An 18205-nucleotide genomic window follows, 5' to 3' on the forward strand; every position below is an offset into this window, starting at 1 on the left:
TCAGCCTTGGGCAATATCCCACCCGCCGAATTTGCCATGAAAACAGCACTGGAACAGCAGGCCGCATAGCCTCAGAAACCACCCATGGATTCTCCGTCAAACCGGAGGAAAGACGGGTCTCAGGTCACCCCGGTAGTTTCATCCCACGAGAACGATCTTGGCAATGCGGGGGAGTTCTGCATCAAAGCCGACTGCGTCAGTCATTTGCACAAGAATTACGCGAATCTTCTAGCCCTGGCCAATAAGCGATTGAACTGGAAAAAAAATTGCATAAGTAAGGCAGGCGAAGCGTTCGGAACTGGACCGGGTGGACAAATAATATACAAAAAACATGCCGGGAAATATAATTATAATAATAAGATCAATAACGAAACATTATAACATAATATTTAAATCAAATGTACATAAGTTTCAAATATACCATATTTTTGCATTAAAGTCGAAAAAGTGTTTGTCCTGTGGCAGCGGATTGGTAACGTAACGTCAGAGGTATGAGGGGCAATCGATCGACAGGCGTTTTGTGCCGGATTTGATCGTGGGGGAATGATGCGATGAGATCGCCCGTGCTCGGCGATGTCTTCGACATTTTACCCAAACCAGCTTTTTGAAATTTGATTGGCGGCCGAAGCGCTATTCAGCGTTTCTGTATATTTTTAACAAGTTTTTAGAGGGTAATGGTCATGGCTGTTTCCAACGATTTTTCCGCGAGCTCTCTTGATTTCAATGGTTTCGGCGGCCTGTCCCAGCCCACCGCGCTGATTTGGGGGGCGGATGGTCGGCTCTACGTCACGGAGGTGGATGGGGATGTGCATGTCCTGACCGTCGCCTTCGGGGATCCTGATCCGAGCGACGGCGACAACACCGGGCAGTTCTACGTGACCGACCAGATCACGCTGCCCCACGTGAAATCCATTCCTAATTACAATGATGATGGCAGCGCGAGCACCGGCACGAAGCGGCAGGTGACCGGGATCGACGCGACGCCGCAATTCGATGCGAGCGGTCAGCCGGTGTTGATCGACGGAAAGCCCGCGGTCTCCCTCTACGTTACTTCCTCCGACAGCCGGATCGGCGCCGGCGGGGGCGGCAGCGACGTCAATCTCGACACCAATTCCGGCGTCATCACCAGGCTGACCCAGACCGGCCCCGACAGCTGGGAGGCGGTCGACATCGTGCGCGGCCTGGCGCGCTCCGAGGAAAACCACGCCACGAACGGCCTGGAGGTGATCCAGGAGATCGATCCGGATACCGGCCTGCTGCTGTCCGAGCGTCTCATCGTCGCCAATGGCGGCAACGCCAACACCGGCGCGCCCTCCAACAATTTCGCAGGCCAGCAGGAGCAACCGCTCTCGGCCGCCATCCTCGAGATCGACCTCGACGAGATCCGCGCGATCGAGACCCAGGACGGCCCCAAGTTCGACAAGGGCCGCGCCTATGTCTACGACCTTCCGACGCTCGACGACCCGACTCGCGACGGGGCGGACAACAACGATCCGTTCGGCGGCAATGACGGCCTGAACTCGGCCAAGGTCATCGCGGACGGTCCCGTTCAGATCTACTCGGCCGGTTATCGCAATGCCTATGATGTCGAGGTGACCGAGGATGGCCGCGTCTGGACCTATGACAACGGCGCCAACAACAACTGGGGCGGCCGGCCGGCGGGCGAGGATTCCGACGGCGACACGAATGCCACCGAGGCGGCCGAACTGAACGGCCCGCCTGCGGGCTACATCGCCACCAATCTGTTCGTTAACGACAACAGTGAGGTCACCGGCAATTTCGACCCTGCGAACTGGGATCAGATGCACGAGGTCACACGCTCGGACGACCTCAACGGGCGGAGTCTGTCCGCAGGTCAGGGCGGGGCCTTGACCTACCAGTGGGACCATCCGGATTTCGACGAGCCGCTGACGCTGGTCTATGGCGGCCATGCCAACCCGACCCGTGCCGAAGGCGCGCGCGCGGGCATTCTCTACTCGCCCAATGCCGGCCTCGACGGGGCGAAGCTGATGGTTTCGAACGTCGACAAGGGCAACGGCTCGAGCGACTTTCTCGAGGTCGTCGCCTGGTTCCAGTCCATCGGGTATTCGAACCAGTTCATCGCCGACAATGTCGTCGCCCTCGATCCCGGCCAGCGCTACGCCGACCAGTTCGTGAGCAACTACAGCCTGCCGACGACAGCGGGGGTGTTCTCGCTTGTCGAGGATGCGAACGGTCCGCTGGGCCTGCCGGCCGACATCGACGAGATCGTGCATCAGGTGAATGCCATCGAGGGGGATTACCGCGAGGCGGGCTTCACCGATGGGGCCATCGATACCGGCAAGGGATCGATCAACGGCCTGGCCGAGTACACCTCGTCGATCTTCGACGATGCGGGGCAGGGCACCATGAAGGGGGCGCTGTTCGCCGCCAGCCTCGGCCAGAGCCAATACTACATCATCGGCCGCAACAGCGACGGCATCGTCCAGACCACGACCGAGAACGGCCGGACGATCGCCGAAGATCGCGGCTTCTTCGGGTCGGGCGGCGCGCCCCTCGGCCTGGCGTCGATCGGCGACGACCTGTCGGCCTTTGGCAACAACGGGGCCTTCCGCGGCTCGGTCTGGGGGGCGATCTACAAGGAAAACGGCCCGGTCATCGAGATCCTGCAGCCGGGCAACGCCGCAAGCAACGCGCTGCTCGGGCAGAACTTCTATGCGGGCCAGGAGCCGTTCGATCCCACCGACAACGACCTCGACGGTGTCGATCACATCAACGACCCCTTCGAGTTCGACGCCGATAACGGTATCGCGCTTGGCGCGGGCGAGCGGCTGGAGCTGAACTTCAGCCAAGTGGATCTCGGCGCCAACCCCGATTTCTACGGTACCTTCGGCGATACCGGTCTTCTGGGCGCAGCGCTCGATGGCAAGACGCCGAACCGTGATGCGAACACCGCGGCCGACGGGGCCGCCCCTGCCGATCAGTTCGACGGTCTGTTCGACAATGCGGGCAACATCATCCCCGGCGCCAACGCGCCGATCCTGCAGATCAAGAACGTCCAGGACGGCACCGCCCTGGGCGCGGCCAACACCCTGCGCGACGGTCTGCAGACCGGTGTGAAGATCGCCGATGACGTGCAGCGTCTCACCGCCGAAATCGACATTGCCAACTGGTATGGCGACCAGCCGGGCGGTGGCCGCATCACCGGCCTGATGTTCGGCGATGGCACGCAGTCGAACTTCCTGCGCTTCGTCTGGGGCGACGTGAATGGCGGGCTCGGCCTCGAGCTCGGAATCGAGCAGAACGACGTCTACGAGGTGATCGCCACGGTCACCGACGCGGACTTCCTAGCGGCGCTCACGACAGGCGACGCCTCGGCGCTGCGCGCCAAGCTGGTGACGCTCCAGCTGGAGATCGCTGATATCGGTGGCAATTACACGATCGCGGCGCGCTACAAGACCAGCGACGATGCGGCCTTCACCGAGGTCAGCCTCGATGCCAACCTGCCGGCGGGCGTGCTGCGCGCCGTGCTCGACGGGACCCACACGATCTCCGACGCCGACACCGAGCTCAGCTCGGGGGCGGCGATCGGCCTCGTGGCCGAGAAGGATGACGGCGTTTCCTTCACGGCGGTCGACATCGCCGAGATCCGGGTCGAGGCCTTCGGCAACGAGATCGCCGCCGCCGACGCCGCTGCGGTCAACGCGGTGGCGGGAACCTCCGGGACCGACACGGTCCTCTACGAGGGCGACGATACGGCGCCGGTGACGCTCCAGCCCGCGGTCGAGAACCTGGACGCGCGCGCGACCACCGGTGACTTCGCTGTCACCGCGAACGACCTGGACAACACGATCACGGTGGGCGCGGGCGCCAACACCATCACCACCGGCGCCGGCGCGGATGTAGTGCGGGGCTCCCTGGCCCATCTCGGCGGGGATACCATCACCGACTTCTCCCACGAGGATGCGCTGGTGATCGAGGATCTCTCGACCGCCGACATCGACACGATTGACTACGCCCCGGGATCGCTGAAGCTGACGATCAACGGCCAGGTGATCACCTTGGATGGCGAGAACTTCCAGGATGTCACCGCCGAGGACGCCGCGGACCGCGTCAATCTCGAGGACACCCCGGAGGGGCTGCGTGTCACCGCGCGTGCGCCCCTGGAGCCGGTCGTGGCCATCAATGCGGGCGGCATCGGGACATTCACCGGCACGCTCCGTGACACTGAACTGACCTTCGTGGGCGACGAGGGCGGCGCCGTGGACGGCCCCGGCTTCACCACGCCTGGCGCCACCAAGAGCTACAGCAACGGAGTCTCGAACAGCTTCGATTTCCCGGACACCGACCTCGATCCCCTGCTGGCCAACGAGCGCTCGAACGCAAGTCCTTTCGGTTATGACATCGAGGTGCCGAACGGCACTTACCTGATCGACTTCATCTTCGCCGAAATCTTCTTTGGCGGCGGCACGTTCCCGGGCGGTGGCGGCACTGGCAGCCGCGTCTTCGACATCAACGTCGAAGGCCAGGAGGCCTTTGCCAACATCGACATCCACGCCGAGGCCGGCGGCAACGGCAAGCAGCTCGTCAGGACCTACGAGGTCGAGGTCACCGACGGCATGCTGAACATCGAGTTCCCTGCCGCCGACGTGAATCAGGGCAAGCTGTCGGGCCTCGTCGTGTGGTCCACCAGCGGCGGCTATGTGCCGCCGGTGGATACGGCAGCCCCGGTGATCGAGGAGATCAGCCTCGAGAACCCGCAGAACTTCAGTGACGGCGAGCGGGCCCTGACCGTGGTCGTCTCGGACGAGACGGGCTTCGATCTGGCGGATTTCGCGGGCCTCGATGGCAGCGAGATCTCCTTCACCGGGATCACGCCGGATGCGATCACCGCACCCGTCGTGGCGTTGTCGGACAACGGTAAGACGGCCACCTTGACCTACCAGGTCACGGGAGAGAACAACGCTTGGATCAACGGCTCCACCGGCACGATCTCGGTGGACGCCAACGCCTTCAGCGATGCGGGCGGCAATACGACCGGAGCTGCCTCGGCCGGCTTTGTCGTGCAATCCAATCTCGACGCGCTGGTGCGCGGGAATGTCGTGCGCGCCATCAACATCGGCACGACCGACACCACCCCCGCCACCAGTCTCGCGGCTGATCCGCTCGATGGGGGCGCGGTCGACAACAACCGCTATGGCGGGGCAATCGCGGCGGACAGCCTGATCACCGACGCCGCAGGCAACCCCATCGCCTTCGAGGCCGACAACAACGCCTACCACACCTCGCCCAAGAGCAATGCCGCGCTGAACAGCAATGTCGACGGCCAGCTGGGCGGCACGGGCTCGAACGGGGGCGATGTCGATCTCGATGGCTCGGCCTATCACACCTACCGCGACTCGAGCGCGGGAAGCTGGACATCGACCTTCGACGGGTTCGCCAATGGCACCTACGTGGTCGAGCTGCACTTCGCCGAACTGTTCTGGGCCGAAGCCGGCAAGCGCGTTGGCGATTTCACGGTCAATGGTGTCGTCTTCGGCAACGATTACGACGCCTTCGCCGCGGCGGATGGCGGACCTGGCGCCGACAAGCCCAGCTTCATCCGCAAGGCGGTGACGGTCACCGATGGCACCATCGAGGTCATCGTCGACGATGTGACCGCAGGCCAGCCCGGCTACAGCGCCATCGTGGTCTACGACGCGGTCGATGCCGACCTGCCGCCGACGCTCTCGGTGAGCGATGTCTCGGTAGCCGAGGGCGAGGTGGCCGAGATCACCATCTCCCGCATCGGGGATGTCTCCGAGGAAACCACGGTCGACGTCACCTTGTCGCTCGACGGCTCGGCCGATGCGGCCGATATCGGCGCCCTTTCCACGACCCAGGTGACCTTCGCCGCGAACCAGACGAGCGCCACCGTCACGTTGCCCATCGTGGATGACGAGACCGAGGAAAGCGCAGAGACGCTGAGCGTCACGCTGTCGAACGCCTCCGGGCCGGCCGTCATCGCGAAGGCCAGTGCCACCGTCACCATCGCGGCGAGCGATGCCTCGGGCGGCATTCCCGTGGGCGGAACGCTGTTCGCGCTCGACTTCGAGACGGGCACTGACCCGCTGGCCGATGGCGGTTTCGACAGCGCCCTTGGCGGCAGCGGCGCCATCGTTGCGGGCGACGCCACGATGGCCGGGGGCAAACTGGTGGTGCAGACCGCCGATGGCGACATCAACCAGGGCGGCACGGCGAGCAAGAACGACTTCACCAAGATCGTCGACCTGACCGACCCCGCGCTCGAGACCGTGCATATCGCGACCCGCTTCACGAATCCCTTCACCGAGGCGCTGCTTGCAGACCAGACGCCCCCCATCACCAACGGTAATGTCCCGAACTATGCCCAGCAGGGCATCGTTTTCGGCACCGGCACACAGGCCAAGAACGAACTTGTGAAGCTGGTCTGGGGGGGCGTCGCCAGTGGTGACACCGGCATTCAGCTGTGGAGCAACCCGACCGCCGGCGTCGGCATCGATGTGCCGATCAAGCTCACCGCGATGGCACCGGGGGCTTCGCTCTTCGACGTGGCCGATCTGGAACTGGGTATGGGCGTCGATCTCGCCACGGGCATGGTGTCGACCTACGTGACGCTGTTCGATGCCGCGGGCAACGTGCTGGGCGGCGTGCGCCCGATCGACACCCCGGGCTTCATGACCGTGGCCCCGGCGCAGGCCCCGGCAGCAGTGGTCACCAACCTCGGCAGCGGCGCCACGCATATCGGCGTGACCTCCAACGACTACCAGACCCTCGGGAGCTTCGCGGCGGCCTGGGACTATCTCGACGTCACATCGCCGCAGATCGCGATCGCGGAAGAGGGACCGGACAACTTCAATGGCACCGGCTTCGGCGACTTCTCCGAGGACGGCCTTGCGCCGACGGATCTCGGCGTACTGCTGGATGGCGACAACAGTCTCGTGGCGCAGCAGGCCGGCGATAACGGACCCGATGGCCGCGACCGCGATTACTTCACCTTCGAAGTGGCGGCGGGCCAAGTCCTGACCGAGATCGTGCTCGAAGGCTTCGAGAATGGCGATCCGACAGATATCGCGGGCTTCATCGGCATCACCAAGGGCAACCAGATCACCACCGATCCCACCGGCCCCGGGTCCGGCGATCTCGATGGCGGCTACATCTTCAACACCGGTGATCTGAACCAGAACCTTCTCGAGCAGCTCGGTTCGGGCAGCGACCAGCAGGGTGTGACCTTCCCGGGCTTCGAGCTGCCGCTTCCGGCCGGGACCTACACAATCTGGCTGAACCAGGGGGCGGATCTGCCGGCCAAGGTGACGCTCAACCTCAAGACCGCCGACAGCGGCGAGATCTTTACCGAAGATCCGGCCGCAGTCGGCGATCCTGGCACGCCCGGCACCGACACCGTCGTCTATACCGGCACGGCTCCGGTCGACGCGACGCTCGCCGATGACGTCGAGAATTTCGATGGATCGGGGTCGAGCGCCGATGTCACGCTGAGCGGAAATGCCGGCGCCAATATCATCACGCTGGGCACCGGCATCAACACGATCACCACCGGCGGCGGCGCCGACGTGGTGCGCGGCACACTCGAAGCGGTGGGCGGCAGCGAGATCACCGACTTCTCGAACGAGGATGCGCTGGTGATCTCAGGCGCCGACACCGACACGCCGATCAGCTACGAGGCCGGCTCGGCCGTGATCGACATCGACGGCCAGAAGGTCACCTTCTCGGGTCCGGATTTCGAGAGTTTCGTGCCGGGCGACGGTCCCGCCAGCTTCGAGTTCGAGAACACCGCCGACGGGTTGCGGATCACCCGCGCCGATGCACCGACCGAAATGGTTCTTTCGATCGCCAATGCGCCGACGCTGGTCGAGGACGGCGATGACGGGACCACCGATCTCGTCTTCGACCTGACGCTGGACGATGCCGGCTACACCGGCGTCGTCGAGGTGACCTACAACGCCGACACGGAAACCGGCCTGACCAAGGCCGTCAGCTTCGTCGATGGCATGGGCACCTTGATCGTGCCGGTCGCCAATGACGACGTGCATGACGGCCCCGAGTTGGTGTCGGTCACCCTGACCGGGGCCACCGGCACCGGCATGACGATCACCCTTGGCACCGCGACGGCCAGTGGCACGGTCACCGAGGACGAGCCGGGGCAGCCCTATCGCGGTGCCGTGGTCGCGGCCTTCAATGCCGGGGGTCCGGCGATGTCCTTCGAGGGCATCGATTTCGCGGCGGCGACCTCGGGGACGAATGGCGCGCCCTTCTCCGGCGGCGAGCCGTTCACCGACAACAATGGGGGAAACAAGCTGCAGCCCGCCTTCACGGGCACGATCTATCAGACCGAGATCAACAGCGGCAAAGACAATGACGGGACGCCGAAGAGCTTCTCCTTCAAGTTCGATGAAGGCATCGACGCTGCGAAAACTTACTTCGTCGATCTCTACTTTGCGGAGATCTATGCCCTGAATCCGGGCCAGCGCGTGTTCGATGTTCTGGTCGAGGGTGAGACGCAGGATGCGCCAAGCATCGATGACCTCGACATCCTCGCTCAGAACGGCGGCGACATTAACACGCCGCTGAAGATCGAGCTCTCGAACCCGATCGCGCCGGGGGAGGACGGCGCCATCGACCTGACCTTCATCGCCTCGACCGATCGGGCCAAGCTCAGCGGCATCGTGATCCGCGAGGTGATCCCGCATGATGCGCAGGTCGTCTCCGTGGCGGATGCCAGCGTCAGCGAGGCCGATGGCGCCGTCGGCATCGTCATCAGCCGCCTGGGCAACACCACCGAGGACCTGACCGTGACCTTCGAGCTGGCCGACGGGACGGCCGTGCTCGACGCAGATTACGGCACCGTCACCGGGACGGTGGTGATCCCCGCGGGGCAGAGCTCGGTGATGGTGAACGTGCCGATCGTCGACGACGCGATGAACGAGCAGATCGAGGCCTTCACCGTCACGCTGACCGGCGCCACGCCCTCGGGCAGCACCACGGCCACGATCTCGGAGGCCACGGCCACCGTCACCATCGCCGATGATGACCTGGCCGTCGGGCCGGGTCCGGACGAGGATCTCGACGGCGACGGCATCGCCAACGCGCTGGATGACGACGTCGATGGCGACGGCGTGGCGAATGGTGCGGAGACCTTCAGCTACGACGCCACGAATGGCGGGCGCACGCTGATCAACGGCGAGACGGTCAGCTTCGACTTCGGCAGTGACGGCACGCCGTTCCAGGCCGGCTTCACCGGCGCTTTGGTGAGCTCGAAAGCCGAGGTCGAGGAAGTCGACCTTGCGAACGCCGACGTCTCTGGCGGTGCACTCAACATCACGGCCACAATCGGCGATCACTGGGCGGGGAGCAACACGCAGGAGAACGCTTTCGTTGCCGGGTTCACCGCCAATGAGGGACTTCGCGTCCAGACAACCTTCGCAGCCCCCGACTTCGCGCCGGCAAGCGACGGGCAGCAGCAACCCCTGAACTATCAGGCGGTGGGCGTCGTGATCGGTCTTGATCAGGACAGCCTCGTCAAGGCGGTGTTCGGTCGAACGGGGCCGGCATTGCAGCTGGTTCAGGACAATGGCACCGGCGGCGACAATCAGATCCCTCTCGGGCCCGATTTCGACTACCAGCAGGTCGCCGAGATCACCATTGCCCTCGAGGTCTTCATCGATCCGGACGACGTCACGAACCCCGCAAAGGCCACGGCCACGGCAAGCTTCCTCGATGCCAATGGTCAGCCTCTCGCGGGCTTCGATGCGATCTCGTTCGGCCAGGTCAATTTGCAAGGCAAAGTCGCGACCGCGGTGTTGAACGGCACGCCGCTTGGCGCCGGTGTCATCCAGACATCGACGGGCGGGTCTCAGGCCAGCTTCGACGTCTCCTATTCCGACCTCTCGGTCACGGCCTTGGGCGAACCGCCCGCGGTGGTAACGCTGGCCGGCGATCCGGCGGCGGTGGTCGAGGCCGGCGATGCCGGCACCACGACCACGCTGGTCTTCGATCTTGCCTATACCGGGGCCGACGCCACCCGCGAGATCGGCTTCTCGGTGGATGGCGGCGCGACGCAGACCGCGCAGGTCACGTTCACGAACGGCACGGGCACGCTCACCGTCGCGGTCGACAATGACGATCTTGCGACTGGTGACCAGACGCTGACCCTTGCCTTGCAATCAATCGATGGCGGCGACGCGATCGGGGCCCAGAGCTCCGCCACGGCGACCGTGTTGGAGGATGATGTGGCGACAAGGCTTGATCAGGGCATCGCGTCTCAGCTGACAGACGAGGATGCCGCGTTCAGCTTCACTGTTCCGAGCGACGCCTTCGTGGATGCGGACAGCCCGACGCTGGTCATGACCGCGATGCTGGCCGATGACACGCCGCTGCCGGATTGGCTCAGCTTCGACGCCGAGACCGCGAGCTTCAGCGGCACGCCGACACAGGCCGATATCGGGCCGATCAGCATCAAGGTGACCGCGCATGACGGCACCCACCTGCCGGTCTCGGCGCTGTTCGAGCTGGAGGTCCAGAACGTCAACGACCTGCCCACAGTCGTGGAGATCGAGGCGGGTACCGTGTTCGAGACGGATGCGCCGCAGGTGATCGACCTGCTCTCGACCGCCACGGACGAAGATGGCGATCCGGTCAGCCTCGCCTCGATCGTCAGCGTGCTCGACGAGAATGACGCCCCGGTCGCCTATACCCCGAATGACGACGGCACGATCACCATTGATCCGCAGCAATTCGCGGCGGCGCTGGAGGCGTCCCAGACCACCACGGTGACGGTCACCTACGAGGTGACGGACGGCATCGGCCTGTCGGTGCAGAACACCGCGACCCTGGTCGTCAGCGGCGAGAACCCGATCCGCTACTGGTATCTCGACGGCGACGGCGACGGCTATGGCAGCAATGACGAGAACGACCCGATCCACTACCAGGTCGAGCAGCCGGACGGGTTCGTCGCCAACGATCTCGATGCCGATGACGGCGACGCGACGGTCCATCCGGGCGCGGTCGAGATCAACGACGGCAAGGACAACGACCAGGACGGCGCCGTCGACGAGGACAACACCGATCCCGAACCGGTCGATGACGGCTTCAGCGTCGGCATGAACCAGCCGCTGCTGCTCTCCTCGGCGGATCTCCTGGCGAATGACGCCGATGATGACGGCGACACCGCCTTCACGATCCTCGGCGTGACCAGCGGCACCGGCGGCCAGGCGGGCTTCGATCCCGCGACCGGCACCGTCTCCTTCACGCCCGACGACGGCTTCACGGGCCAGGCGAGCTTCACCTACGAGATGGCGGACGGCTTTGGCGGCACCGCCACGGCGACGGTCACGGTCGAGGTGACCGCGCCCACCGGCGGCACCAGCGAAACCCCGATCCCGATCACCGCCGCGGCCCTGTCGAGCTATGGCGGCCAGGACAAGGCGCCGGGCGGCCACGACTTCGTGGAAGGGGCGAACGACATCACCCTGATCGGCAACACCTGGAAGGCGGTGGCGCTGCCGCAGCCGCTGGTCGTGGCCGAAAACACCGAGCTGGTCTTTACGGTGAATTCGGAGCTGGTGGGCGAGATCATCGCCATCGGTCTCGACACGGACCTGACCTGGCGCAACGGCGAGGCATCGTCGTTGTACCAGATCGGCGGCACCGACACCGTCGCCGCCACGTTCAACCAGACCTACAACATCTATGAGGAGGATGGCGGCGAGGTCGAAATCCGCATCGACCTGACCCCGCATGTCGGCAAGACCTTCACCCAGCTCGTGCTTACCAACGACAAGGACAACGGCGCCGGCACCAACAAGGTGACCTTCTCCGACATCCGCATCGTCACCACCTCGCCCGAAGGCAACACGGCCCCGACCGCCGGCGACGACGCCTTCGACATGGTGAACGGCGCGCCGCTGGTCATCAACAAGAGCGCGCTGCTGGCCAATGACGAGGACGCAAATGGCGATGCGCTCTCGATCGTGAGCCTGTTCAACGTGACCGGCGGCACGGTCAGCCAGACCGACACCCAGATCATTTTCACCGCGACCAAGGGCTTCGTCGGCCAGGCCGGCTTCGACTACGCGATCAATGACGGCAAGGGCGGCGCCGGGGTGGCCTCGGTGGCGATCGACGTCACCGCCTCGCCCCAGACCGGGACCGTGCTGCCGATCACGTTCAGCGAAGAGCTGATCGAGAGCTACAGCAACCAGGACAAGACACCCGAGGGCGTCCAGATCGATCCCGACGGCGCCGGCATCACGCTGAGCGGCAACACCTGGAAGAAGACCCTGCTGCCCGGCGGCACCTTCACCGTCGACGCCGACACGGTGCTGCGCTTCGACGTGACGATGCAGAACGGCACCGCCGAATTCGTCAGCATCGGCCTCGAGAACGACGACGACTACAGGACCGCCGACGACCTGCTGTTCCAAGTGTTCGGCTCGGTCAACATCGCCCGGTTCGACCAGTCGGTGCGCAACGACTACACCACCGTGGGACAGACCGTGAGCTACGAGATCTCGCTGGCGGCGCATGCCGGCAGGACCTTCGACTACCTGGCGCTGATCAACGACGACGACGCCGCGCAGAGCTCGGTCGTGCGTTTCTCGAACGTCCAGCTGGTGCAGGGCGGCGGAGCGAGCGGCAATACCCAGCCGCCCTATATCGTCGGCAACGAACTGCCCGACGTCACCGCTTCCGAGGACGTGCCGCTCGAGGTCAGCTTGCCCTTCCTCGATCCGGACACGGCCTATGACCAGCTGTCCTTCTCCTTCGAGGGGCTGCCGGACTTCCTCAGCCTGTCGGACGGGCTGCTGGTCGGTACGCCCGGCAACGCGCATGTGGGCGTCCACACGATCGAGGTCACCGCGACCGATCCCGAGGGCAACGCCGTGATCGGCCAGTTCGACCTGACGGTCAAGAATGTTAACGACGCGCCGATCGTCACGGGCAGCATTCCCAACGCCACGGCCCCGCTGAACCAAGCGTTCAACATGGCCCTGCCAGCGGGGCTGTTCACCGATATCGACCCGAACGACACGATCACCTACCGCGCCGAGGGACTGCCCGCCGGTCTTTCCATCGATCCGGTCACCGGAACGATCAGCGGCACCCCGCAGCAGAACAGCAACTACACGGTCACGGTCTTCGCCACCGACACGGCGCAGGCCGAAACCTCCGCCAGCTTCGTGTTGCAGGTCAATGAATTTACCCTGACCGAGCCGATCCTGATCGAGGTCGAAAAGTTCACCGGGCTGACCGAGGCCAATTCCGATCTGGTGAACTTCTCGACCGACTTCGCCGCCCCGGCCTCCGGAAACACGGTGGTCAAGGTCGGCGCGGGGCAGCAGGGCGTGATCTCGACCAGCCTCGCGGGCTTCGGGGTCGTGGCCGGGACCTATGATCTGGAGATCGGCTACTTCGACGAGAATGACGGCGCGTCCCAGGTCGATGTGCTGCTGCAGCTGGCGGATGGCACCCAGACGCTGATCGGCAGCTTCACCATGAACCAGGTGCTTGCCGGGCAGGGCAACGGTGTGCAGGCGGCCAACCTGACCTCGGTCACGCTGAGCGGTGTCCAAATCCCCGACGGGGCCCGGCTGGTGCTCAGCGGCACCAGCGACGACAGGGAGCATCTGCGCTTCGACACCGTGGTCTTCAACCCCGTCTCCAACGCGCAGCCGCAATTCGAAAGCGCCGCTGCCCAAGAGGTACTCGAAAACACGGTGATTGCCGGCGATGTCGACGCCAACGACCCCGAAGGCGAGACGGTGAGCTACGCCATCGTCGGTGGCGCCGACATGGACAAGCTGAGCATCGATCCCGATACCGGCGTGCTCTCCTTCGTGACCGCGGCCGATTTTGAAGCCCCGGGCGATGCTGATCTAGACAATGTCTACGAGGTCACGGTCGAAGCCAGCGACGGCGTCGCCAAGGCGCTGCAGAACGTCACCATCACCGTGCTCGACGCCGACGACGCGCTGGTCATCAACAGCCCGGCCTCCGCGACGGTGGCCGAGAACCAGACCGTGGTGACGACGGTGGTCGCCACCGCGGAGGGCGGCACCGCGCCGATCACCTACGCGATCGGCACCGCCGGCGCCGATGGCAGCCTCTTCACCATCGATCCGTCCACCGGCGCTCTCAGCTTCATCGCGGCGCCCGACTTCGAAGTTCCGGGCGATGCGGGGGCAGACAACGTCTATGATGTCGAGGTGATCGCCTCGAACGCCAGCGACGAGGTGGCCCAGCTCATGTCGGTCATGGTGACGGATGTCGACGAGAATGGCGGCACGCCGGAAGCGCTTCTTCGGATCAACGCCTGGGGCGGCGAGGTCGCAGCCACCGATGGCGGGCCGAACTGGCTTGCCGATGGTAACGGCAATCCCGACAGCTCTTACGTGATCACAGGGGATGGGCCGATCAACAATCGCGGTGACACCCAGGGCTTCGCGGGAGATGGCGCCGAGGTGCCAGTGCATGTGCCCGGGACGGTTCTCGATACCGCCCGATCCGCCAACAGCTCCTTCTCCTATGCCATCCCGGTGGCGGATCTGAACGGCAATGGCGATTACATCGTGAACCTCTATGTGGCCGAGCTGTTCGCCGGAAATCAGGTGGTCGGCAACCGGATCTTCGACATCAGCGTCGAGGACGTGACCGAGGGCATGCTCGACAACTTCGATCCGTCGCTTCCAGACGGTGGCGGCGATCTGCGGATCCTCAGCTATGAGGTCACGGTGACGGATGGGGTGCTGAACATCGGCTTCCTCAAGGACCTCGTCGATGGCGTGAACAACCCGATCATCAACGCCATCGAGATCCTGTCGAACCCGCTGGGCGGGATCGACACCGAGGCCCCCGAGGCGGTGCTGACGCTGACCAACCCGGCGACCGCGACCGATCCGATCCTCGTGGAGGTGGCGCTCTCGGATGCTAGCGGCATCGATGCGACGAGCCTGGGCGACGACGACCTGACGCTCTCGGTGAACGAGTTCGGCGTGAGCAACCCGCCGGTGAGCTTCACCGGCTTCGCAGACGGCGTCGCACGCTACGAGATCGCCGCGCCTCAGGGGGGCTGGCTCGACGGCACGCAAATCGGCGTGGCGCTCGGCGCAGGCGCGGTCGCCGATCTCGCGGCCACTCCCAACGTCAACGAGGCGACCAGCGCGGCGCTGGATCTCGAGATCGGTGGCGGCTCCACCGGCGGCGGTGCCGGCACGGTCGTCTACCGGATCAACACCGGCGGCGCGCAGATCGCGGCGGCGGATGGTGGTCCGGTCTGGGCCGGCGACCAGCCGGGCTCCGGCAACCCGTATCTGCGCCTGACCAGCCCGCGCGACGATGCCGATACCGGCGGCAAGGCGGCGCCGGGCTTTGACGGGGTGCCGGACGCGATCTTCTCGACGGCACGCTCGAGCGACGGGTCGTTCTTCTACGACATCCCGGTCTCGGCGCTCGGCGGTGGCCAGAACTACGAGGTGCGCCTCTATCTCGCCGAGGTCTTCCCAGGCGCCCAAGGTGGGAACTACCGCAACTTCGATGCCTCGTTGGAAGGCTTCGTTCCGACCGCGTTCAACAACCTCGATCCGGGCGCGCTTTACGGGGCTGGCGGCGGTGTCTTGACCGCGCAGGTCAACGTCGATGACGGCGTGTTGAACATCGGCCTGGTGAAGGATCTCCAGCAGAACCCGATCATCAACGGCATCGAGATCGTCGCGCTGTCGGAGGAGGTGGAGAATCCCGCGGGTCCGATCAATCCGACCAGCGCGCTCGAGGCCTTCGCCGCACAGGGTGATCTCGATACCTCGCAAAGCTACGCGACTGGCACCATCGGCTCGGCCATCCTGGAGGTGATGACCGGCAACAACAACATCCAGTCGTCCAACTTCGGCAGCAACTCCTTCGAAGTCACCAACAGCGGCGGCAAGAAGATCTCGGCCATCTTCATCGACGTGACCTCGGCCCTCTATCCCGACAGCGTCTTCGACCCTGATGGGCTCGGCGGCGATAACGCTGCCAAGCCTTGGCAGATCAACTCGAGCGGCGGAACCGGGGCTTACGTGTCGGGCAGCGGCTACTTCCTGCCAGGCGAGGATCCGATCCCGAACTCGAACGGATCGGGCGGGGCTTCCAATGGCGGCTACAAGGGCGCGATGGTCAAGTTCACGGCCACCGCTGACGGTGGCTTCCAAGCGGGCGAAACAGTCGGCTTCTCGGGCGACATGGATCCCAACTCGATCGCCGGCATGGCCAAGGGGGACGTCGACGGTACCGCGATCCTCAGCTGGGACGTGGGCGGCATCTCGGGCCACGAACTGATCGGATCGCTCTTCACGGTGATGTTCGACGACGGCACCACCGCCTCGGGCCAGCTCGCCTCCGATGGCAGCTCGGCCGGCTCGCATGCGCTCGCCACCCAAGCTCCGGGCGCGTCGGCGCCGGGCCTGGCGGTGAATGGCATCAACCCGGGCCAGACCGGCACCTATGGCGGCACGCTGCCGCAGATCACGGTCACCGGCAACCCGGGCGACCTAGTGCAGATCACCCTGACCAAGGGCTTCAACCCGGTCACCGAAACGGATGGCGGGATCGCCGATCTGGTCAATGCGCGGCTCGCGCGCTACGACTTCGCCGCCAACAACGCCTTCGATGCCCAGACGGTCACCGTCACGATCGGCCAGGACGGCACCTTCGATGCCTCGACCCTGTTCGACTACGACGACGCGGTGAACAACAATGTCGGATCCGGCAGCTTCGCCGGCGACGATGTCCAAGCCATCGGCTTCGTGGCCACCAAGGTCGCGGCGAACGGCCTGCCGCTCGGTCCCACCACCCGGCCGATCTACCTCGACAACGAGGGTGGACCGGTCGCGGGCGATCCGACCGGCGGTACAGGGGGTGGTGCCGAGGGCTACTACCAGATCGTCGGATCCGGCAGCGGCGCCTACTTCCAGGTGCAGATCGAGGACGAAAACGCTAATGGGGGAACCAACCCGGGCGGCAAGTGGAGCTACGTCGATGCGCCCGACGGGGAGGGACGCCAGGCTGGCTTCGATGGCAACGGCTACTACCTCTTCGGCAGCACGAGCTCGACAGGCATCGATAACAACGTGGGTGGCAACGAGCTGCTGGAGTACACGATCTACGTGCCCGAAGGCGAAACCGGCATCTACGATTTCCGGGTCCGGGCCAGCCGCGACGGGGTCGCGGCCGGCGACCAGCAAAACGACATCTGGTGGAACTTCAAGGACGCGGGCCAGCCCGGTAACGGCCATGTCGAGCAGTACCTGACCCCAACCACCAATGTGGCCGAGCCCACAGCGGGCGGGTTCGTCAAAATCTATGGCGGTCCGAACAATGGCACCTGGGGCTACGCCGGGACGATCGACGGGGAACCGGGGAACTTCGGCGCCCAGATAGAGATCACGGAGGCAGGGCTCTACACCGTGCAGCTCGATGGCCGCAGCCAGGGCTTCCACGTGGATTACTGGGACCTGCACAAGGTCGGTGGCTCCACGCCGGGACCGAACTCCCCGGACTCGGTCTTCATCCCTGGGAAACCCGGCGATGGCGGCAACGGTGGTGGTGACGGCGGTGGTAACAATGGCGGTGGCACTCCTACGACGATCATCACGGCGATTTCCGCTTCCTCCGACGACTGGGAGCAGTTCGGCGGCGCCGGCAGCAAGGATCTCGAATTCGGCCTGAACGGCAGCCAGACGCAGGCCGTGGGGATGCGCTTCGAGGGGATCGACATTCCTCAGTCGGCGATCATCACCGATGCCTACCTGCAGTTCACCGCGTTCGAGACGTCCTCGGGGGCCGCGAGCTTCACCATCGGCATCCAGGGCAGTGAGAACGCCGCTACCTTCTCCTCCAGCGCGCCACCGCAGTCGCGCGCCATCGCGGACGAGTTCGCCTGGTCGAATGTCGAGCAATGGACCGTGGGGGGAACCTACCGGACGCCCGACATCAGCGAGTTGATCGAAACGGTGATCGGCAATGACGGGGCCTCGAACGCCGCCTTGGCCTTCATCGTCGAGGGCAGCGGCAGTCGGGCGGCAAACAGTTTCAACAACGGCGACGCGCCCGAGTTGGTCCTCGTGCTCGATGACGGAAGCACCCTCACGCTGTGAAGCCACGCATGCGTCCCCAGCCGGAATAGCGGCCGGGGGCGCATGACGCTCAAATTGAATAG

The 18205-nt window shown here is 64.8% G+C and carries 1 protein-coding gene; it reads left to right on the forward strand.

The window, feature by feature from the left end:
* Positions 1–680: 680 nt before the first annotated feature.
* A complete protein-coding gene (locus LOS8367_RS17940; RefSeq protein WP_085897916.1) occupies positions 681–18143 on the forward strand; it encodes a malectin domain-containing carbohydrate-binding protein in 17463 nt (5820 codons plus the stop codon).
* Positions 18144–18205: the final 62 nt, after the last annotated feature.

This window comes from Limimaricola soesokkakensis, assembly GCF_900172345.1.
Classification (GTDB): Bacteria; Pseudomonadota; Alphaproteobacteria; order Rhodobacterales; family Rhodobacteraceae; genus Limimaricola; species Limimaricola soesokkakensis.

What these genes read in the sequence shown, in the direction of transcription:
- LOS8367_RS17940 (WP_085897916.1), top strand. Translation starts at nt 681, where the DNA reads ATGGCTGTTTCCAACGATTTTTCCGCGAGCTCTCTTGATTTCAATGGT.